Origin of the sequence: Jiella sonneratiae, from assembly GCF_017353515.1 — a bacterium.
Lineage (GTDB): Bacteria > Pseudomonadota > Alphaproteobacteria > Rhizobiales > Rhizobiaceae > Jiella > Jiella sonneratiae.
In genome coordinates this window covers 152,220-170,275 of the sequence record NZ_JAFMPY010000008.1, presented here as the reverse complement: position 1 = coordinate 170,275, position 18,056 = coordinate 152,220, and the positions used below count along the sequence as shown (strand labels likewise).

General features: G+C 68.8%; 17 protein-coding genes. 11 read left to right on the top strand and 6 right to left on the bottom strand.

What is annotated here, in order from left to right:
* From J1C47_RS10170 to J1C47_RS10135, 8 genes are all read left to right on the top strand, one after another.
* Positions 1 to 828 (top strand): carbohydrate ABC transporter permease, encoded by an 828-nt coding sequence (locus tag J1C47_RS10170; protein ID WP_207350643.1) that lies wholly within the window; start codon positions 1 to 3, stop codon positions 826 to 828.
* 2 nt (positions 829 to 830) lie between these two features.
* Positions 831 to 1,346 (top strand): GNAT family N-acetyltransferase, encoded by a 516-nt coding sequence (locus J1C47_RS10165; RefSeq protein WP_207350642.1) that lies wholly within the window; start codon positions 831 to 833, stop codon positions 1,344 to 1,346.
* Positions 1,346 to 3,061 (top strand): alpha-glucosidase family protein, encoded by a 1,716-nt coding sequence (locus J1C47_RS10160; protein WP_207350641.1) that lies wholly within the window; start codon positions 1,346 to 1,348, stop codon positions 3,059 to 3,061. Before J1C47_RS10165 ends, J1C47_RS10160 begins: the two co-directional genes overlap by 1 nt.
* A gap of 4 nt (positions 3,062 to 3,065) precedes the next feature.
* Positions 3,066 to 4,175, top strand: coding sequence for an ABC transporter ATP-binding protein (locus J1C47_RS10155; protein WP_207350640.1), 1,110 nt, complete (start codon positions 3,066 to 3,068; stop codon positions 4,173 to 4,175).
* A 481-nt stretch (positions 4,176 to 4,656) separates the two neighbouring features.
* Complete coding sequence (locus J1C47_RS10150) at positions 4,657 to 5,475, top strand: TVP38/TMEM64 family protein (protein WP_207350639.1); 819 nt, start codon at positions 4,657 to 4,659, stop codon at positions 5,473 to 5,475.
* An 84-nt stretch (positions 5,476 to 5,559) separates the two neighbouring features.
* Positions 5,560 to 6,984, top strand: a complete 1,425-nt coding sequence (locus J1C47_RS10145; RefSeq protein ID WP_207350638.1) for a dihydrolipoyl dehydrogenase family protein — start codon at positions 5,560 to 5,562, stop codon at positions 6,982 to 6,984.
* A 287-nt stretch (positions 6,985 to 7,271) separates the two neighbouring features.
* Positions 7,272 to 8,729, top strand: a complete 1,458-nt coding sequence (locus J1C47_RS10140; protein ID WP_342591960.1) for a sensor histidine kinase — start codon at positions 7,272 to 7,274, stop codon at positions 8,727 to 8,729.
* A gap of 59 nt (positions 8,730 to 8,788) precedes the next feature.
* Entirely contained in the window at positions 8,789 to 9,613 is an 825-nt protein-coding gene (locus J1C47_RS10135) for a sulfite exporter TauE/SafE family protein (RefSeq protein ID WP_207350636.1), read from the top strand.
* A gap of 27 nt (positions 9,614 to 9,640) precedes the next feature.
* Here J1C47_RS10135 and J1C47_RS10130 read toward each other — a convergent pair whose 3' ends face one another.
* The 3 genes from J1C47_RS10130 to J1C47_RS10120 form a co-directional block, all read right to left on the bottom strand.
* On the bottom strand, positions 9,641 to 10,351 hold the full coding sequence (locus tag J1C47_RS10130) for a TIGR02281 family clan AA aspartic protease (protein WP_207350635.1): 711 nt from the start codon (positions 10,349 to 10,351) through the stop codon (positions 9,641 to 9,643).
* Positions 10,341 to 10,589, bottom strand: a complete 249-nt coding sequence (locus J1C47_RS10125) for a DUF1289 domain-containing protein (RefSeq protein WP_207350634.1) — start codon at positions 10,587 to 10,589, stop codon at positions 10,341 to 10,343. Before J1C47_RS10125 ends, J1C47_RS10130 begins: the two co-directional genes overlap by 11 nt.
* A gap of 100 nt (positions 10,590 to 10,689) precedes the next feature.
* On the bottom strand, positions 10,690 to 12,204 hold the full coding sequence (locus tag J1C47_RS10120) for a sensor histidine kinase (RefSeq protein WP_207350633.1): 1,515 nt from the start codon (positions 12,202 to 12,204) through the stop codon (positions 10,690 to 10,692).
* A gap of 225 nt (positions 12,205 to 12,429) precedes the next feature.
* Between J1C47_RS10120 and J1C47_RS10115 the strand changes: the two genes are divergently transcribed.
* The 3 genes from J1C47_RS10115 to J1C47_RS10105 all read left to right on the top strand — a co-directional run bounded on the left by J1C47_RS10115 (position 12,430) and on the right by J1C47_RS10105 (position 14,060).
* Positions 12,430 to 13,041, top strand: coding sequence for a glutathione S-transferase (locus J1C47_RS10115; protein ID WP_207350632.1), 612 nt, complete (start codon positions 12,430 to 12,432; stop codon positions 13,039 to 13,041).
* Complete coding sequence (locus J1C47_RS10110) at positions 13,038 to 13,739, top strand: uracil-DNA glycosylase family protein (protein ID WP_210382293.1); 702 nt, start codon at positions 13,038 to 13,040, stop codon at positions 13,737 to 13,739. Before J1C47_RS10115 ends, J1C47_RS10110 begins: the two co-directional genes overlap by 4 nt.
* A 78-nt stretch (positions 13,740 to 13,817) precedes the next feature.
* Entirely contained in the window at positions 13,818 to 14,060 is a 243-nt protein-coding gene (locus tag J1C47_RS10105; protein ID WP_207350631.1) for an Lrp/AsnC family transcriptional regulator, read from the top strand.
* On the opposite strand, the gene J1C47_RS10100 is transcribed toward J1C47_RS10105, so the two are convergent.
* The 3 genes from J1C47_RS10100 to J1C47_RS10090 form a co-directional block, all read right to left on the bottom strand.
* The gene (locus J1C47_RS10100) at positions 13,959 to 15,221 is read right to left on the bottom strand and encodes a GGDEF domain-containing protein (RefSeq protein WP_207350630.1); all 1,263 of its coding nucleotides are present in this window, start codon (positions 15,219 to 15,221) and stop codon (positions 13,959 to 13,961) included. The genes J1C47_RS10105 and J1C47_RS10100 overlap by 102 nt on opposite strands.
* Positions 15,222 to 15,436: 215 nt before the next feature.
* Entirely contained in the window at positions 15,437 to 16,231 is a 795-nt protein-coding gene (locus J1C47_RS10095; protein WP_207350629.1) for an outer membrane protein, read from the bottom strand.
* Between the two features lie 134 nt (positions 16,232 to 16,365).
* Complete coding sequence (locus J1C47_RS10090; RefSeq protein ID WP_207350628.1) at positions 16,366 to 18,000, bottom strand: AMP-binding protein; 1,635 nt, start codon at positions 17,998 to 18,000, stop codon at positions 16,366 to 16,368.
* Between the last annotated feature and the right edge of the window lie 56 nt (positions 18,001 to 18,056).

The window sequence follows — 18,056 nt, the reverse complement described above, 5'->3', positions numbered from 1 at the left end:
ATGCCTTACGTCGTCAAGCGCACCGGATTCTACGCCCTCGTCGTCTTCATCGTGCTGTTCTCGGTCTTTCCGTTCTACTACGCGATCCTGACCAGCCTGAAATCCGGCACGGCGCTGTTCAAGGTGAACTACCTGCCGGTCGACTTCTCGCTGGCCAACTATGCCGACGTCCTCGGCAACGGCGTCTTTCCGACCAACATCCTGAATTCGGTCATCGTGGCGGTCACCGTCGTCGCGATCTCGCTGTTCCTGGCGGTCACCGCGGCCTACGCCCTGTCGCGGATCAACTTCGCCGGCCGGGGGCTGCTGCTCCTGACGATCCTCGCCGTGTCGATGTTCCCGCAGATCGCGGTGCTCGCCGGCCTGTTCGAGATGGTCCGCTGGGCGGGGCTCTACAACACGCTGTTCTCGCTGATCTTCGCCTATATGATCTTCACGTTGCCCTTCACCGTCTGGGTGCTGACCACCTTCATGCGCGACCTGCCGATCGAGATCGAGGAGGCGGCGATCGTCGACGGCGCCTCGCCCTTCGTGATCGTCATGCGCGTCTTCCTGCCCTTGATGTGGCCGGCGCTGGTGACGACCGGGCTCCTCGCCTTCATCGCCGCCTGGAACGAATTCCTCTTCGCCCTGACCTTCGTGTCGAACAATGCGACGCGCACGGTGCCGGTGGCGATCGCGCTGCTCTCCGGCGCCTCCGAGCAGGAGATCCCGTGGGGGACGATCATGGCCGCCTCGGTGATCGTCACGGTGCCGCTGATCGTCCTGGTGCTGATCTTCCAGCGCAAGATCATTTCCGGCCTCACCGCCGGCGGCGTGAAAGGATGACGATGGCTCTCCCGTTTCGCCTGCGGCCGGAAGCACGGGAGGACGAAGACGGCATTCGCGCCCTGGTCGCGGCGGCCTTCGCGCAAGCCCCGCATGGCGGCGGAACGGAAGGCGCGATCGTCGATGGTCTGCGCGCCGCCGGAGCCTTGGCGCTCTCCCTCGTCGCCGTCGACGAGGATGGCGGCCTTCTCGGCCATATCGCCTTCTCGGCCGTTTCGGTCGGGAGCGGCGAGAACGGCTGGTACGGCCTCGGCCCGGTTGCCGTCTGGCCGCAGCTCCAGCGCCGGGGGATCGGCACGGCGCTGGTGAGCGATGGTCTGCGCAGGCTGAAGGAGAGAGGAGCGAAGGGCTGCGTTCTTCTCGGCGACCCGGCTTTCTACTCGCGCTTCGGCTTTGAGAGCGACCCGGCGCTCACCTATCGCGGTCTGCCGAGCGAGTATGTGCAGCGCCTCGTCTTCATCCCGCCGGCGCCACGCGGCGAGATTACCTACCATGCGGCTTTCGAGGTCGCCGCCTGATGGAGCGCGACTTGGACGACGGGACCACCGACTTCGCCACCGCTTCGAATGCCGCCGACCTTCAGCGCGAGGCCGACTGGTGGCGCGGCTGCGTCCTCTACCAGATCTATCCGCGCTCCTTCCAGGATTCGAACGGCGACGGGATCGGCGACCTGCCGGGCATCACGCGGCGGCTGTCCCACGTCGCCTCGCTCGGCGTCGACGCGATCTGGATCTCGCCCTTCATGCCCTCGCCGATGAAGGACTTCGGCTACGACATCTCGAACTACCGCGACGTCGACACGATCTTCGGCACGCTCGCCGATTTCGACGCCCTCGTCGCCGAGGCGCACCGGCTGGGGCTGAAGGTGATCATCGATCAGGTGCTGTCGCACACCTCCGACAAGCATCCCTGGTTCGAGGAAAGCCGGCAGAGCCGCGACAACCCGAGGGCCGACTGGTACGTCTGGGCCGACCCGAAGGAGGACGGTACGCCGCCGAACAACTGGCTGTCGGTGTTTTCCGGCCCGGCATGGCGCTGGAGTTCGCGCCGCCGCCAATACTACTTCCACAACTTCCTGATTGAACAGCCGGACCTGAACTTCCACAATCCCGATGTCCGGGAAGCGCTTCTCGGCGAGATGCGCTTCTGGCTGCAGCGCGGCGTCGACGGTTTCCGGCTCGACACGGCGAACTTCTACTTCCACGACGCCGAACTGCGCGACAATCCGCCCCTGCCCGAGGCGATGCGATCGGAGATCTATACCTCGCGCGCCGACGCCTACAACTTCCAGCACCACGTCTTCGATCGCAACCGGCCCGACAATCTGCAATTCCTCAGGCAGATGCGCGCGCTGCTCGACGAATTCGGCGCGGTCGCCGTCGGCGAGATCGGCGAACGGACGACCGGCATCGAACTGATGGGCGAATACAGCTCCGGCGGCGACAAGCTGCACATGTGCTACGCCTTCGAGTTCCTCTCCGGGGCGATCCCCGAGCCGGAAACCATCCGCCGCGTCATCGAGCGCTTCGATGCCGCCGGTCCCGACGGCTGGGCCTGCTGGGCCTTCTCCAATCACGACGTCGTCCGACACGGAACGCGCTGGACGGAAGGCCCCGGCCGGCCGGATGACGTTTTGAGGCTCGCGGCCGGTATCCTGATGACGCTGCGCGGCTCGGTCTGCCTCTATCAGGGGGAGGAACTCGGCCTCACCGAAACCGACATTCCGCGCGAGAAGATGGTCGATCCCTCCGGCATCGCGCTGTGGCCGGACGTTCGGACCCGCGACGGCTGCCGCACGCCGATGGTCTGGACGAAGGACAACCGTAATGGCGGCTTCTCCGACGGCGAGGCCTGGCTTCCCGTCCCGGCCGAGCATCTGCCGCGGGCCGTCGCCGAGCTCGAGGACGACCCGGCGTCGCTGATGAATTTCTATCGGCGGCTGATCGCCCTGAGGAAACGCACGCCGGCCCTGACCAAGGGCTCGCTGCGCTTTCTGGAGGCCGCGCCCGGCATCCTGGCGATGCTGCGCGAAGAGGGGTCGGAGGCCGTCCTTTGCGTCTTCAACCTCGGCGAGCATCCGGCGACCTTCCCCCTGCCGGAGGATATGACGGCACGGCCGCTCGGCGAGGGCCTGTTTTCGGGAAGAATCGAGGGCGATTTGATCGCGCTCGGCGCGCATGACGGTTTCATCGCGGCGGTCGGTCCCCGCGGCACGAAAACATCGGGAGGATGATCGGATGGCCAATCTCAAGCTCACCGGGGTCAGGAAGGCCTACGGGTCGGTCGAGGTGCTGCACGGCATCGACCTCGACATCCACGCCGGCGAGTTCGTCGTCTTCGTCGGCCCGTCGGGCTGCGGCAAGTCGACCCTCTTACGGGTCATCGCCGGGCTCGAGGACATCACCGGCGGCACGCTGGAGATCGGCGGCAGGGTGGTGAATTCGCTCACCCCGAAGCAGCGCGGCATCGCCATGGTGTTCCAGTCCTACGCGCTCTATCCGCATATGACCGTCTACGAGAACATGGCCTTCGGCCTGACCCTGGAGAAGGGGACGGGCAAGGAGGCGATCGACCGGCGGGTGCGGGAGGCGGCGCGCATCCTGCAGATCGAACCCTATCTCGACCGCCTGCCCAAGGCGCTGTCCGGCGGCCAGCGCCAGCGGGTCGCCATCGGCCGGGCGATCACCCGCGATCCCTCCGTGTTCCTCTTCGACGAGCCGCTGTCCAACCTCGACGCGGCGCTGCGGGTCCAGACCCGCATCGAGATCGCCCGCCTGCACGAGCGGATGGCCGGCACGACGATGATCTACGTCACGCACGACCAGGTCGAGGCGATGACCCTCGCCGACCGCATCGTCGTGCTCAACAAGGGCCATGTCGAGCAGGTCGGCGCGCCGATGGAACTCTACAATTCGCCCGACAATCTCTTCGTCGCGAAGTTTCTCGGCTCGCCCTCGATGAACATCCTGCCGGCGAAGATCGAAAGCGCCGGCTCGACCACCCGCGTCATTCCGGAAGGCGGCGCGAAGGTCGACCTGCCGATCGTCACCACCGGCGCGGCGCAGGGGCGCCCCGCCCATCTCGGCATCCGGCCGGAGGATCTTTCCGTCACCGACGATCCGCACGCGCCGTTCCGCGGGCCGGTGACGCTCACCGAGTCGCTCGGCGAGGTGACCCTCGTCTATGTCGACATCGGCCGGGCGGACGAGCCCTTCGTCGCCAAGCTGCCGGGCGAGGTGGCGATCGAACGGGGCAGGACCATCGGCCTCACCTCCCGGCCGGAGGCGATGCGCCTGTTCGACGAGGCGGGGACGGCGCTGCGCCCGGAGATGCGCAGGGCGGCGTGAGGTTTGGCGCCGTGACGGCACGGCGCGGAGGCCTTCGGGGCCCGGGTCGTCGGTGAGGACACGCGCCGAAAGCCGGGGCCGCCGAGGGCGATTGGCCTGATCTCCCCCCGTGCGGGGGAGATGCCGCCCTTCGACCGGCTCAGGAGGCAGAGGGGGGCATGCCGGGCACAGACCCGTCGGAGATTCGCGCCGAGGCGCCCCCTCTGGGTCGTCACCCATCTCCCCTGCAAGGGCGGAGAGATCGAAGCGTCGCCGGCGGCCCTTGGGCTTCAAACGACCGCGTTTGCACCCCGGGGCGGCGCAATTGACGCAAGCGTGTTCGAAATTTGACGGCGCCAAGGCGGTAACCTCGCGGCGCGGAGAAGCGAAGTCGCTATGCTCGCTGCCGACCGCGCTTACCGGTTGTCGCCATGACACGGGAAGCGCCGATACAGCTTCGGGCCGCCCGCCGGGCGGCCGCACGCCGGAGACACCACCGCTCATGCCGATTGCAAGGCGCAGGCCCGGGGATTTCGGAGGCGGGACCGCCGCTCCGAGCGACGACGTCAGAGAGGACGCGGGCCGGGAAGGGGGCGGGGCGGGCGGTTCGGCGCAGCGACACACGCGCTATCTTCCGATCGCCGTCCTCGTCGCGGCGCTGGCTCTCGCCTATGCCCTCGGCCTCCACCGCTATCTGTCTCTCGACGCCTTTCTCGAAAGCCGCGAGGCGCTGCAGGACTATGTCGAGGCGCATCTCCTCCTTGCCGGCATCGGCTTCGTCCTCGTCTATGCCGGCCTCGTCGCCGTCTCCTTTCCGGCCGCCTCGCTCGTCACCGTCGCGTCGGGCTTCCTGTTCGGCTGGCTCCTAGGGGGGACCCTGACGGTGATCGGCGCGACGCTCGGCGCGACCATCCTCTTCGTCGCCGCCCGCACCGCCTTCGGCGACGTGCTGCGGCGAAAGTCCGGCGGGGCGATCGCGCGCTTTGCCGAAGGCTTTCGCGACGACGCCTTCGCCTATCTCCTGCTCCTGCGGCTGACGCCGGTCCTGCCGTTCTTCGTGGTCAACGTCGCGCCCGCCTTCTTCGACGTCTCGTTGACGACCTACGTCGTCACCACCTTCCTCGGCATCATCCCCGGATCGATGGTCTATGCGTTCCTCGGCTCCGGCCTCGATCAGGCGCTGGTCAATGCCGGCGGACAGCACGTCTCGATCAAGGATCTGGTGACGCCGGAAATGACCATCGCCCTCGTCGGCCTTGCCGGCCTCGCCATTCTCGGCGTCATCCTGAAGAAGACCGTGTTGCGCCGGCGCCGGGCCTGACGCGTCGCGCACCCGGTCGGGCCGACGATCCCGGGACTGCTGCCGGGCGCCTGCCGCGTCCGCAATCACCATGGAGGAACGGGCATGGCGCCCATCTTGAAGCCGGATCTCTGCGTCATCGGCGGCGGCTCCGGCGGACTGACGACCGCTGCCGCCGCGGCGGCTTTCGGCGTGAAGGTCGTCCTCGTCGAGCGCGGCGCCATGGGCGGCGACTGCCTGAACTACGGCTGCGTGCCGTCGAAGGCGCTGATCGCCGCCGCCAAGCACGTCGCGGCGATCCGCGAGGCGAAGCGCTTCGGGATCTCGGCCGGCGAGCCTGAGATCGACTTCGCCGCGGTGAAGGACCACGTGCGCGGCGTGATCGCGGCGATCGCGCCGAACGATTCGGTCGAGCGCTTCGAGGGCCTCGGCGTCACCGTGTTGAAGGCGGACGCGGTGTTCGTCGGCGAAAGCACCATCTCCGCCTCCGGCCAGATCGTCGAGGCACGGCGCTTCGTCGTGGCGGCCGGCTCCTCGCCGCTCGTCCCCGATATTCCGGGGCTGCGGGAGACGACGCATTTCACCAACGAGACGATCTTCGACCTGAGGCAGCGGCCCGAGCATCTCGTCATCATCGGCGGCGGGCCGATCGGCATGGAAATGGCGCAGGCGCACCGCCGGCTCGGATCGCGGGTGACGGTGCTCGAAGCCGGCGCGCTGCTCGGCCGCGACGATCCGGAACTCGCCGCCGTCGTCGTCGAGACGCTGCGCGGGGAAGGCGTCGCGTTGCGCGAGCGGGCCAAGGTCGTCGCCGTCCGGGGCGGCGACCGGGGGCCGTCCGTCACCATCGAGACCGACGAGGGCCGGGAGACCATCGAGGCGAGCCATCTCCTCGTCGCGGTGGGGCGGGCGCCGAACGTCGCCGGCCTCGGCCTCGAGGCGGCGGGCATCGACTACGACGCGCGAGGCATCAAGGTCGGGCGGGACCTGCGCACCAGCAACCGCCGCGTCTATGCCGTCGGCGACATCGCCGGCGGGCCGCAATTCACCCATGTCGCCAACTATCAGGCCGGCCTCGTGCTGCGGCCGATCCTCTTCCGCCTGCCGGTCCGCGAGCGTCGCGACCATTTGCCGCATGTCACCTTCACCGATCCCGAACTCGGCCAGGTCGGCCCGACCGAGCGGGAGGCGAAAGCCGCCGGCAGCCTCAGGGACGTCGTCCGCTGGCCCTATCGCGAGAACGACCGCGCCCAGGCGGAACGCCGCACCGGAGGCCTCGTCAAGCTGGTCCTCGGCGAGGGCGGCCGCATTCTCGGCGGCGGCGTTGCCGGCATGGCGGCGGGCGAGATCACCAACATGCTCTCTCTCGCCGTCGGCAAGAAGATGGGCGTCGCGGATCTGCGCGATCTGGTTTCGCCCTATCCGACTCTCGCGGAAATTGGAAAACGCGCTGCAACGGTCTACTATCGCCCCTATACGGAGAAGCCCTCGGTGCGGCGACTGGTCGGCATGCTCGCCCGGTTCGGCTGAGGGGCCTGATACGAGATCCGTTCGATCGGAGCGGGGCTCGAATCAAGCCCGCGCGGCGAATGAGCGTCTTCGTTTCCGGCATCACGAAGTGATCTGCCGGAAACCGTATGAGTACCGGCATTGTGCGCAGGATTCCGGCTGGGGAGCCGGGGCCCGACGCGCAGCACCGGACGGGCTGTTCGCCCGGATTTGAGTTCGAGCGCCGCGGGAGGGCGGCGGGACGAGAGCGGGGACACTCTTTGGACGATCCTGCGAGGTCGGAGGCTGGGGCATCCGGCGACGAGCCGGTGCCGAAAGTGCGGTGGCGGCTGTCGACGCGCATCCTCGCCATCACCGCGCTCGCCGTCATGCTCGCCGAAGTCCTGATCTTCGTGCCCTCCGTCTCGAAGTTCCGCAACGACTGGCTGACCACCAAGATCGAGGCCGTGGCGGTCGCCGGGCTCGCTTCGGAGGAGGTCGACGCCGGCGCCGGCTCGGTGCTCGGCCCCAACCAGGAGTCGGCGCTCCTGAAGGCGCTGGACGCCCAGCTTCTGGCGATCAACGACAAGGACGCCTCGCGCCTGCTCGCCCGCGCCGAGATGGTGCCCATTCCCGACATCCAGGTCGACCTGACGGAGCAGTCGATGGTGGCGACGATCCTCGGCGCCTTCGACACGCTGCTCTTCGGCGGAGACCGCACGATGCGCGTCCAGGGCGCGGTCGGCGACGGGTCGCTCGTCGCCGAGGTGGTGATGTCGGAAAAGCCGCTGCGCATGGCGATGCTGGTCTATTCGCGCAACGTCTTCTTCCTGTCGCTGTCGATCGCGCTGTTCGCCGCCGTCCTCGTCTATTCGGCGATCAGCCGCTATCTGGTGCGGCCGATCATGCGGATGACCCGCTCGATGGTAAGCTTCGGCGGCAACCCGACGGATTCCGAGCGCATCATCCGCCCGGACGAGCGCGGCGACGAGATCGGCGTCGCGGAGATGGAACTCGCGGCTATGCAGCGGCGGCTCAACGAGACGCTGCGCGAGCAGCGCCACCTCGCGGACCTTGGCCTTGCCGTCTCCAAGATCAACCACGACCTGCGCAACATCCTCGCCTCCAGCCAGATGATCTCCGACCGGCTGGCGACGATCGAGGACCCGACGGTGCAGCGCTTCGCGCCGCTGCTTCTGCGCAGCCTCGACCGGGCGCTGCACTACACCCAGTCGGTGCTGGCCTACGGGCGGGCGGTGGAAACCGCGCCGGTGCGCCGGGAGGTGCGGCTGAAGCATCTCGTCGACGACGTCCTCGGCAGCCTCACCGTCGATCCGAAATCGGAGATCGGGCTGATCAACGCCGTCCCGGACGACCTCCTCGCCATCGTCGATCCGGATCAGTTCCACCGGGTCATCCTCAACCTCTGCCGCAATGCCGCCGAGGCGCTGGCGGGGCTTGCCGAGGATCCCTCGGTGGTGGTGCGCAAGATCCGCGTCGGGGCCGAGCTGCTGCAGCCGGGGCCGGGCGGCTGGGGCGGCCTCCTGCTCTTCGTCGAGGACACCGGGCCGGGCCTGCCCGAGGTGGCGCGGGAAAACCTCTTCAAGGCGTTTCGCGGATCGGCCCGCTCGGGCGGCACCGGCCTCGGCCTGCCGATCGCGGCCGAGATCGTCGAGGCCCATGGCGGCGAGATCCGGCTGTCGGAGCGCGACGAGCCGGGCACGCGTTTCGAGATCCTGCTGCCGCCGAAGACCGCGCGGCGCGAGGCCGAGGCGGCGCGCGCCTGAATCCTGGGGCCCGCACGATTTCGCGTGCAACCGCCCCGCCCATTCGCTAGACGCCGCTGATGACCCTCCTCGACGGCGCGAGCCTCGTTCCCCTCGTCCTGACGCTTCTCCTGGCCGCTGCGGCGGCCGGCTTCCTCGCGGGCCTCTTCGGCATCGGCGGCGGGGCGATCTTCGTTCCGGTGCTCTACCAGACCTTCGAGGCGCTCGGGGTCAGCCATCTGGTCTCGATGCATCTCGCGGTCGGTTCCTCGATCGCCATCATCGTGCCGACCTCGCTCCGCTCGCTCGCCTCGCATCTGAAGCGCGGCGCCGTCGACACGGCGCTTTTGAAGCGCTGGCTGGTCCCGATCCCGCTCGGGGCGGTGGCCGGGGCGCTGCTCGCCTCGGTCGCAAGTTCCGCCGAGCTGCGGGGCATCTTCGCCGTGCTCGCCTTCGTCCTCGGGCTGAAGATGCTGATAGGCCGCCTGACGATGCAACTCGGCGACGACCTGCCGGGGCCGGTCGGGCGCTCCGTCGCGGGCGTCGTCATCGGGCTCCTGTCGTCGCTGATGGGGATCGGCGGCGGCGTCCTCAACAACACCTTCATGACCCTCTACGGCCGGCCGATCCACCAGGCCGTGGCGACCAGCGCCGGTGTCGGCGCGCTGATCGCGGTTCCCGGCCTCGTCACCTACGTCGTCGGCGGCTGGGGCGAGCCGGCGCTGCCGGCCCTGAGCTTCGGCTACGTCAACGCGTTTGCCGTCGCCGTGGTGGCGCCGGCCTCGATCCTCGCCGTGCCGCTCGGCGCGTCGCTCGCCCATCGGCTGTCGCGCCGCCAGCTCGAGCTCGGCTTCGGCAGCTTCCTTCTGATCGTCGCCCTGCGCTTCGCCTGGAGCCTCGTCTGATCGGCCGGGCCTGTCCCGGTCAGTCGGTCAGTCGGTCAGCACCAGCCGGTCGCCGCGGAAGTCGTAGGAAGTGAGCGTTTCGAGGAAGCTCATGCCGAGGAGCACGGTGTCGAGACCCTCGCCCTCGGTCACGGCGGCCTGAACGTCCCTGCGGCTGATCCCGCCGATGGTGACGCTGGCGAGGCGGATCGGGGCGGCCTTGGCGATGCCGTTCGCCGTCATCACCGCGTTGGTGAAATGCAGGCTCGACATGTCGATGCCGAGCGCTTCGGCGGTGCGGCTGTCCATCGCGACGACCGAGGCGCCGGTGTCGACGATGAAGCTGGTCGGCGCGCCGTCGATCGCGCCGTCGAGATAGAAATGCCCGTCGGCCGAGCGGGTCGCCATGAACCGCGGATGGCCGTCGTCCGCGCCGATCGGCACGACGCTGCCCGGCATCAGGACGGCGAAGACGCGGTTCTTCAGGGCGTCGAATTCCGGCCGGAAGGCGTAGAGGCCGATGAGCAGGGCGAAGACCGCCGTCCAGATGACCGCGCTTCTGAGCACCTGGCCGAGGTGGAGGCGGCTTGCCAGGAAAACCAGCGCGCCGAGGCCGACGAGCAGGATCGAGTCATAGGCGAGCCGGCCGAAGGTCTCGTCGTCGAGACCGGCGATGGTCTGGCCGTGCCGGGTGAAGAGCACGAACAGCGCCACGGCGACGCCGCCGAGCACGAAGTACAGGATGGCGTCACGGCGCATCGCGGCCGCCGGCGCCGTCCGCCGGCTCCTTCGCGTCGTCGCCGTGCGATGCGGCCGCGGCCGCGGGAAGCCGGCTCCGGACCCTTCGGGCCGCGAGACCTGCCATGATCCGGCGGCGCTCCGACGCCTCGAAGCCCGCCCATCCGGCGATCTCCGCGATCGTGCGGGCGCAGCCGAGGCAGAGGCCGGTCGCCGGGTCGACGGTGCAGATCTTCGTGCAGGGGGTTTCGATCGCCATCGGGGCTTCGGTGTCGTGCGTCTTTTGTCTGTCCCGGAGGATATGGCCGCCTTCGATCACCATAACAAGCACATGGGGGCGGATCGGCATGCCGGAAGGCTCATGCCTCCTGCCAGTTCGGATCGTCGAGGGCCGGCATCACCTCGAGCACGCGCGACTGCGGGAAGATCGCGATCGCCTCGGTGCCCTCGCGCAGCCGGGAATGAAGATCGAAGCGGCCGTTGTGGAGCTTCACCAAGGCCTGGACGATCGGCAGGCCGAGACCGGTGCCCTGTTCGGCGCTCTTCATCGCCACCGAGCCCTGGCCGAAGGCCGACAGGACGACCGGGATCTCCGATTCGGGAATGCCCGGGCCGTCGTCCCTGACCGAAACGTACTGTCCCGCCCCGGCGGTCCAGCCGACCGAGACGACGACGGTGCCGCCGCGCGGCGTGAACTTCACGGCGTTGGAGAGGAGGTTGAGGATGACCTGCCGGATCGCCCGCTCGTCGGCCCACAGCGCCGGCAGCGCCGGCTCGAAGTCGCCGCGCACCGTCAGGCCCTTGGCCTCTGCCTTGATGCGGACGACGCCGAGGCACTCGCGGGCGACGGCGACCAGCTCGATCGCCTCCTCGTTGAGGCTGAAGCGGCCGGCCTCGATCCGCGACAGGTCGAGGATCTCGTTGATCAGGCCGAGCAGGTGGCGCCCCGAGGCGTGGATGTCGCGGACGTAGGAGCGGTAGGTGTCCGAGCCGAGCGGCCCGAGCATCTCGCTTTCCATCACCTCCGAAAAGCCGAGAATGGCGTTGAGCGGCGTGCGCAGCTCGTGGCTCATCGTGGCGAGAAAGCGCGACTTGGCGAGGTTGGCGTCCTCGGCGCGGCGCCGCGCCTCGTCGGAGATCACCTTGGCGGTCTCGAGCTCGGCGATGAGTTCGTCCTTCTCGGCCTGATGCACGTAGCCGCGCAGCGCCGAGCGCCGCAGGATCTCGCTCACCAGCGAGAAGAAGGCGATCGCCGCGATCAGGATCGCGGTCATGGCGATGTGGGCGGGGTCGGTGCCGCCGGCGATGCCAATCGCCAGGAAGACCGCGGCGAGCGCGAAGGTCGCCGGCACGACCGCCTGCAGGGTGAAGGAGATCATCGCCGTCGACGCCACCACGACGAAGAGCACGGTGAACTGGAAGATGCCGAATTCCCGGCCGTGCAGCGGCCCGAGATCGAGGGCCGCGAGATAGGCCCAGCAGAGCCCGGTCATCGCATGGCCGGTGAGGAACAGGCCGCGCCAGCGCGCCACCGCCTCGGGCGCCACCTGCTCGGCGCCGAACCGCCGCGCCGTCGCGACCAGCGCCAGGTAGCAGCCGAGCGCGACGAGGGTCCACAGGACCGCCGGCACCGGGCCGAGGAACACCGACAGGCCGAAGCCCGTCGCCATCACCGGCAGCGGCAGCACGAAGGCCGCCGCCCGCAGCGCCGCGGCATGCTGGACGAGAAGCTCGCGGGTGAAGCGCGGCCCCGTGCCGCCGCGCATCGCCAGCCGCTCGCGCGCGGCCCGCAGCGTTCGCGCGAGCTCGCCTTCGCGCGGTCCGGGACGACGGGCGGCGCCGTGATCGACGGTGGGCGGTGCGGCAAAGGACATGAATTGACGGCTGCCGGCCTTCGCTGGGTTTCGGTCCGGCCGCATTCTGTTTCCCCAACCTTAAAAAAATGCCTTAAGGAAGCGGAAATTCGGCCGAACCGCCGAAATGCCGCGGCCGCCGGACGCCGCCGACGCCCGCAGACCGCCGGTTCGCAGGCGACAGGCACTGCCGTCTGACGGGCGAGAGGCACCGCCCGGCCACGGGCGACGGACAAGGAGCAGCCCATGCGACTCTTCGACGGCGGCCGCGCGCCCAATCCGCGGCGCACCCGGATCTTCCTCGCCGAGAAGGGCGTCGACCTCGAACTCGTGCCCGTCGACATGGCGAAGCTCGAGCACCGGTCCGAGGCGATCGCCAGCCGCAATCCGCTGAAGCGGCTGCCGGTGCTCGAACTGGACGACGGCACGATCGTCACCGAATCGATCGCCATCTGCCGCTACGTCGAGGCGCTGCATCCAGAGCCGGCGCTGTTCGGCACGACGCCGCTGGAGATCGCCACCATCGAGATGTGGAACCGGCGCCTGGAACTCGGTCTCTATGCGAGCGTCGCCGCGGCCTTCCGTCACAGCCATCCGGCGATGGCCGAGTGGGAGGTGCCGCAGATCCCGGCCTGGGCCGAAGCCAACCGCGACAAGGCGGTGGAGTTCCTGAAAGTCTTCGACGCCCATCTCGCCGAAAGCCGATACGCCGCCGGCGAAGGGTTTTCCGTCGCCGACATCACCGGCCTCGTCGCCGTCGACTTCATGCGGCCGGCGAAGATCGCGATGCCGGCGGAACTGACGAACGTCGCCCGCTGGTACGAGGCGGTGTCCACGCGGCCGAGCGCAAAGGCCTGACCGCCATTTCGACCCGACCGCAGAAGGCCGCCGGCGTAAGCGCGCCGCAGACGCTCTACCGCACCATCCGCGCCTGCCGGATCTGCCGCGACGAGCCGGTCGGCCGGCCGCTTCCGATCGAGCCCAATCCGATCCTCGTCCTCTCCTCCACCGCGCGCATCGTCGTTGCGGGGCAGGCGCCGGGCAATCTCGCCGACAAGACCACCAAGCCCTTCAACGACCCCTCCGGCGTGCGGCTGCGGGACTGGATGGGGATCGGCCCGGAGGTGTTCTACGATCCGTCGCGGGTCGCCATCGTCCCGATGGGCTTCTGCTTTCCCGGCTACGACGCGAAGGGCGGCGACCTGCCGCCGCGGCGGGAATGCCGCGCGACGTGGCATGCGAGGGTGATGGCCTCGATGCCGCAGGTCGAGCTGGTGCTGGCGGTCGGCCTCTACGCTCAGCGTTTCCACGTCGAAGGCGGGGGCGGCCGCTCGCTGACGGAGACGGTTTCCGCCTGGCGTTCCGTCCTCGCGGGCGGCGGGCGATTCGCGCCCGTCCTGCCGCTGCCGCACCCCTCCTGGCGCAACAATGCCTGGCTGAAGCGCAACCCGTTCTTCGAACGGGAGCTGCTGCCGGAGCTGAGGCGCCTCGTCGCGGCGCTGATCGGGGACGTGCCGCGGGAGGAGCCGACAAGCGGAGGCGACGGCGAGCCTTGACGGGCGGCCGGCAAGTCCCGACCATGCACCGAAACGCCGCGGCGAGACTGCGGGCCGCCGACGGCAGGAGCCAGACCGATGCAGACCATCTTCGTACAGTTCAAGTGCCGGCCCGGCATGGCCTACAAGGTCGCGGACGCGCTCGTCCTCGAGGTCGAGGAGATTTCGGAGGTGTTCTCCACCTCCGGCCATTACGACCTCATCGCCAAGTTCTATCTCTCAGACGACAGCGACATCGGGCATTTCGTCACCGAACGCCTGCAGGTTCTCGACGGCGTGGCGGACACCTTTACGCTTGTCGCCTTCAAGGCCTTCGGCTGAGGCAGGCTCGTCGAGGGGCGTGTCCGGCGGCCACACCCGGTTGCGGCCGGCGGTCTTGGCGACGTAGAGGGCCGCGTCGGCTCCGGCGAGCAGGTCTTCCGGCGCCGAGGAGAGAAGCGTGTCGGCCATCGCGCCGATGCTGGCGGTGACCGGCGTCACGCCGTCGGCGTGGAGGATGCCGAGGGCCTCGATCTCGCCGCGGATGCGTTCGGCGATGCGCAGCGCGTCGTCGGGGAGCGCCGCGGTCAGGAGGACGAGGAACTCCTCGCCGCCGAAGCGCACCACGAGGTCGCAATCCCTGCGCACGAGCCGGACCAGCAGGTCGGCGACCTGCTGCAGGCACATGTCGCCCGCCAGATGGCCGTTCTCGTCGTTGAAGCGCTTGAAGTGGTCGACGTCGATCATCAGCACGGCAAGAGGCAGTTCCGGCGATTTCTCGGCGAGTTCCTGGAACAGCGCGTCGAGGCGGCGGCGGTTGTAGAGCCCGGTGAGGGCGTCCCGCTCGGCCTCGGTCTTCGCCTGCTCGATCCGCAGCCGGTCCTGCAGGCGCCTGAGGAAGCTGTGGCGCGCGTCGCGCTGCATCTGCCGGTTGCCCGACAGGGAGAGATAGCTGGCGGCGCCGGCCGCCATGATGCCGATCACCAGCACCGGCAGGGGGGCATGGCTGACGAACAGCGCCCCGATATAGACCGTCACGCCGAACATGCTGGCAATCACGGCGTCGGCGAACTCCAGGCGAAACAGGAGGTTCATGAAGATCAGCACCAGGATCGCCAGATACTGGTAGTGCTGTGCGAGTTCGTTGGCATTGACGGTGTAGATCGCCATCACCTGGACGATCATCGCCAGCGGGCCGAGCGCCGCGGAACCCTTGGCAAGCCATGTCTTGCGCCGCATCCGCTGGCCGATGGTCGACAGGACGATGATCGGCGAGACGACGAAAAAGTGCAGGGCCGCGCTCAGCCAGAAGGTCTGCGGCAAGAGGATGTAGTCGACGATCAGGAAGACGTTGTAGCAGAGCAGCGTCGGAGCGAGCAGGGCCTGCGACAGCCGCTGCCGGTAGTTCGAGCGATACGCCCTGTAGGCCGCCTCGATGTCCTGCGGGAAGGAGAACCGGTATCCGCGGTCGGATATCAGCTGGTCGATCTGGGCGAGCTGCATGGGATTTGTGATCCTTTGCAGCAGATCTTGTGCGCAGAGATATAATTAAAGCTTGCCGGTATGCATCAAATTGGCCGCAAAACCGAGGTTTCACGGCCAAGTTATGTCGCCTGCTAAGCAATCCTCCGTAGCACGGGCAGATCTGCGCCCGCAAGGGCTTAGGAAATACCGTGGCGGAGGGTTAATATCGAGCGTATCGCCGCCGGAGCGGCGACTCACCAGATCGAGTAGCGGATGCCCGCCTGGATGGTGTGGCGCTTGAAGCCGTCGTCGCTGCCGCTGATCGCCATCGTGTCGCCGGTGGTGGTGTTTTGGCCGATGACCTCGGTCACGCCGCCGCCGTCGACATCCATGAAGCGGTAGCCGACGTCGAGCTTGAGGTTCTTGGAGACGTCGTAGGAAACGCCCGCCATCAGCGAATAGGCGAAGCGCCAGTCGGAGCCCTCGTCGGTCTTCAGCTCGTCGAAATTCGCGTCGCAGGAGGTCGAGAGGTAGCGGCAGCCGGTCTCGTAGGAGACGTGGACCGCGCCGGCGCCGGCGCCGAGATAGGGGGTGAAGCCCGCATAGGTGCCGAGGTCGACATAGGCGTTGGCCATCAGCTCGTAAGCCTCGGCCTTGCTGTCGAGGGACGCGTCGGCCGCGCCGAAGGACACGTTGTCGACATGCGACTTCCAGTAGCCGACGGTGGCGTCGGTGCGCAGGAATTCGTTGAACTTGTAGCCGATGCCGCCGCTGAACTCCGCGCTCGCCGGCAGCGACAGGCCGTCATAGTCGCCGCTGACCGAGCCGGCCGGCGTCGTCGCGCTGTAGCTCGTGTCGATGTCGCTCTTGAACTGGTAGCCGACGTCGCCGCGCAGATACCAGCCGGTACCGATCTCCACCGGCTGCACCTCGGGCACGTCCTGGTAGATCGGCGCGTAGATCGGATCGAGATCGGCGGCGAAGCTCGTCCCGCCTGCCGCGACGACGGCGCTTGCCGCGAGGGCGCCGATCCAAACTGCCACTTTCATCGACTTCTCGTCCCTTACCCGATTTGGCGGTGGTCCGGAAAAGATTGCCGGCCTCGCCTTGAGCGGGACTGTCGCACCGATCGGTTAACGCTCGCTTAACCGTGTTTCTTAACCATGCGGGAGAAGCGCGGGCCTCACCTCTCCGCCTGTTCGGCCGCCTCGGCAGCGGCCGTCTCGCGGAAGACGCGGCGGACGATCTTGCCGCTCGTCGTCAGCGGCATCTCGGCGACGAAGCCGATCTCGCGCGGATATTCGTGGGCGGAGAGGCGCGTGCGGACGAAGCCCTTCAGCTCGGCGGCGAGTTCCGGCGACGCCTCGATCCCGTCCTTGACGACGACATAGGCCTTGACGATCTCGGTGCGCAGCGGATCGGGCTTGCCGACGACGGCGGCGAGCGTCACCGCCGGATGCGCGAGGAGGCAGTTCTCGACCTCGCCGGGGCCGATCCGGTAGCCCGCCGAGGTGATGATGTCGTCGTCGCGGCCGAGGAAGGAGACGTAGCCGTCGTCATCCATCACCGCCTGGTCGCCGGTGAGCAGCCAGTCGCCTAAAAACTTCGCCGCGGTTGCCGCAGGATCCTGCCAGTAGTTCAGGAACATCACCGGATCGGGAGCCCGCACGGCGATGGTGCCGGCCTCGCCGGGCGCCACCTTCCGTCCGTCGGCATCGAGGAGGGCGACCTCGTGCCCCGGCACCGCCTTGCCGATCGCCCCGGCCCGCGAGACGCCGCAGGCGGCGGAGGAGCCGAGCACCATGTTGCATTCGGTCTGGCCGTAGAACTCGTTGACCGTCAGGCCGAGCGTCTCGCGTGCCCATTCGAAGGTCGCCGCCGGCAGGCTCTCGCCCGCCGAGGCGATGGTCCGGAGGGTGAGGTCGCGCAGGGCTGCCGCGTCGGTCGCGGCGGCGAGCATCCGCAGCGCCGTCGCCGGCAGGAAGGCGTTGCGGACCGCCTGCCGGGCCATCAACCGGAAGGCCTCCTGCGGATCGAAGCGCCCGGCGGTGAACACCACCGGCACGCCGAGCTGCAGCGACGGCAGCAGCACGTTGAGGAGGCCGCCGGCCCAGGCCCAGTCCGACGGCGTCCAGATCCGGTCTCCGGCCTGCGGATAGTCTTCGTGATGGAAGCGGATGCCGGGCAGGTGGCCGAGCACCACGCGGTGGCCGTGCAGCGCCCCCTTCGGCGGCCCGGTCGTGCCCGAGGTGAAGATGATCAGCGCCGGGTCGTCGGGGCCGGTCGCCGGCTCGCCGGGCGCCTCGGCCGTCTCCTGAAGCAGCGTCTCGAAATCCGTCGGGCCGGCGCGGGGCTTGCCGCCGACCGAGACCAGGTGCTCGAGCGCCGGCAGGTCGCCTTCGACCGCCGCGAAGGTTTCGAGCCCCTCGCGGTGGACGATGGCGAGCTTTGCGCCGCAGGCCTTCAGCCGGTAGCCGAGCGCCTCCGGCCCGAACCGCAAGGCGAGCGGAACGGCGATCGCCCCCAGCCGGTAGACGGCGAGATGCGCGATCACCGTCTCGAAGCTCTGGGGCAGCACGATCGCCACGCGGTCGCCGCGCCCGACGCCGCGCGCCGCCAACGCCGCGGCGAGGCGAACCGACAGCCGCGCGAGTTCCCCGTAGCTCATGCTGCGCGCCGGCGCCTCGCCGCGGTCCTCGATCAGGCAGATGCGGTCGGGCTCGCGGCGCGCATGGGCGTCGGCGCAGGCGGCCGCGATGTTGTAGCGGGCCGGAAGATTCCAGGCGAAGGCCGCCCGAAGCGTTTCATGGTTTTGCATTGCAGCACAAGAAGCACCCGGCGGGGCGCGCCGCAAGCCCCCGGCGGCACCGCCCG

Excerpts from the sequence above, each read along its gene's own strand:
- J1C47_RS10170 (WP_207350643.1), top strand. The coding sequence starts at position 1 with ATGCCTTACGTCGTCAAGCGCACCGGATTCTACGCCCTCGTCGTCTTC.
- J1C47_RS10165 (WP_207350642.1), top strand. The coding sequence starts at position 831 with ATGGCTCTCCCGTTTCGCCTGCGGCCGGAAGCACGGGAGGACGAAGAC.
- J1C47_RS10160 (WP_207350641.1), top strand. The coding sequence starts at position 1,346 with ATGGAGCGCGACTTGGACGACGGGACCACCGACTTCGCCACCGCTTCG.
- J1C47_RS10155 (WP_207350640.1), top strand. The coding sequence starts at position 3,066 with ATGGCCAATCTCAAGCTCACCGGGGTCAGGAAGGCCTACGGGTCGGTC.
- J1C47_RS10150 (WP_207350639.1), top strand. The coding sequence starts at position 4,657 with ATGCCGATTGCAAGGCGCAGGCCCGGGGATTTCGGAGGCGGGACCGCC.
- J1C47_RS10145 (WP_207350638.1), top strand. The coding sequence starts at position 5,560 with ATGGCGCCCATCTTGAAGCCGGATCTCTGCGTCATCGGCGGCGGCTCC.
- J1C47_RS10135 (WP_207350636.1), top strand. The coding sequence starts at position 8,789 with ATGACCCTCCTCGACGGCGCGAGCCTCGTTCCCCTCGTCCTGACGCTT.
- J1C47_RS10130 (WP_207350635.1), bottom strand. The coding sequence starts at position 10,351 with ATGCGCCGTGACGCCATCCTGTACTTCGTGCTCGGCGGCGTCGCCGTG.
- J1C47_RS10125 (WP_207350634.1), bottom strand. The coding sequence starts at position 10,589 with ATGGCGATCGAAACCCCCTGCACGAAGATCTGCACCGTCGACCCGGCG.
- J1C47_RS10120 (WP_207350633.1), bottom strand. The coding sequence starts at position 12,204 with ATGTCCTTTGCCGCACCGCCCACCGTCGATCACGGCGCCGCCCGTCGT.
- J1C47_RS10115 (WP_207350632.1), top strand. The coding sequence starts at position 12,430 with ATGCGACTCTTCGACGGCGGCCGCGCGCCCAATCCGCGGCGCACCCGG.
- J1C47_RS10105 (WP_207350631.1), top strand. The coding sequence starts at position 13,818 with ATGCAGACCATCTTCGTACAGTTCAAGTGCCGGCCCGGCATGGCCTAC.
- J1C47_RS10100 (WP_207350630.1), bottom strand. The coding sequence starts at position 15,221 with ATGCAGCTCGCCCAGATCGACCAGCTGATATCCGACCGCGGATACCGG.
- J1C47_RS10095 (WP_207350629.1), bottom strand. The coding sequence starts at position 16,231 with ATGAAAGTGGCAGTTTGGATCGGCGCCCTCGCGGCAAGCGCCGTCGTC.
- J1C47_RS10090 (WP_207350628.1), bottom strand. The coding sequence starts at position 18,000 with ATGCAAAACCATGAAACGCTTCGGGCGGCCTTCGCCTGGAATCTTCCG.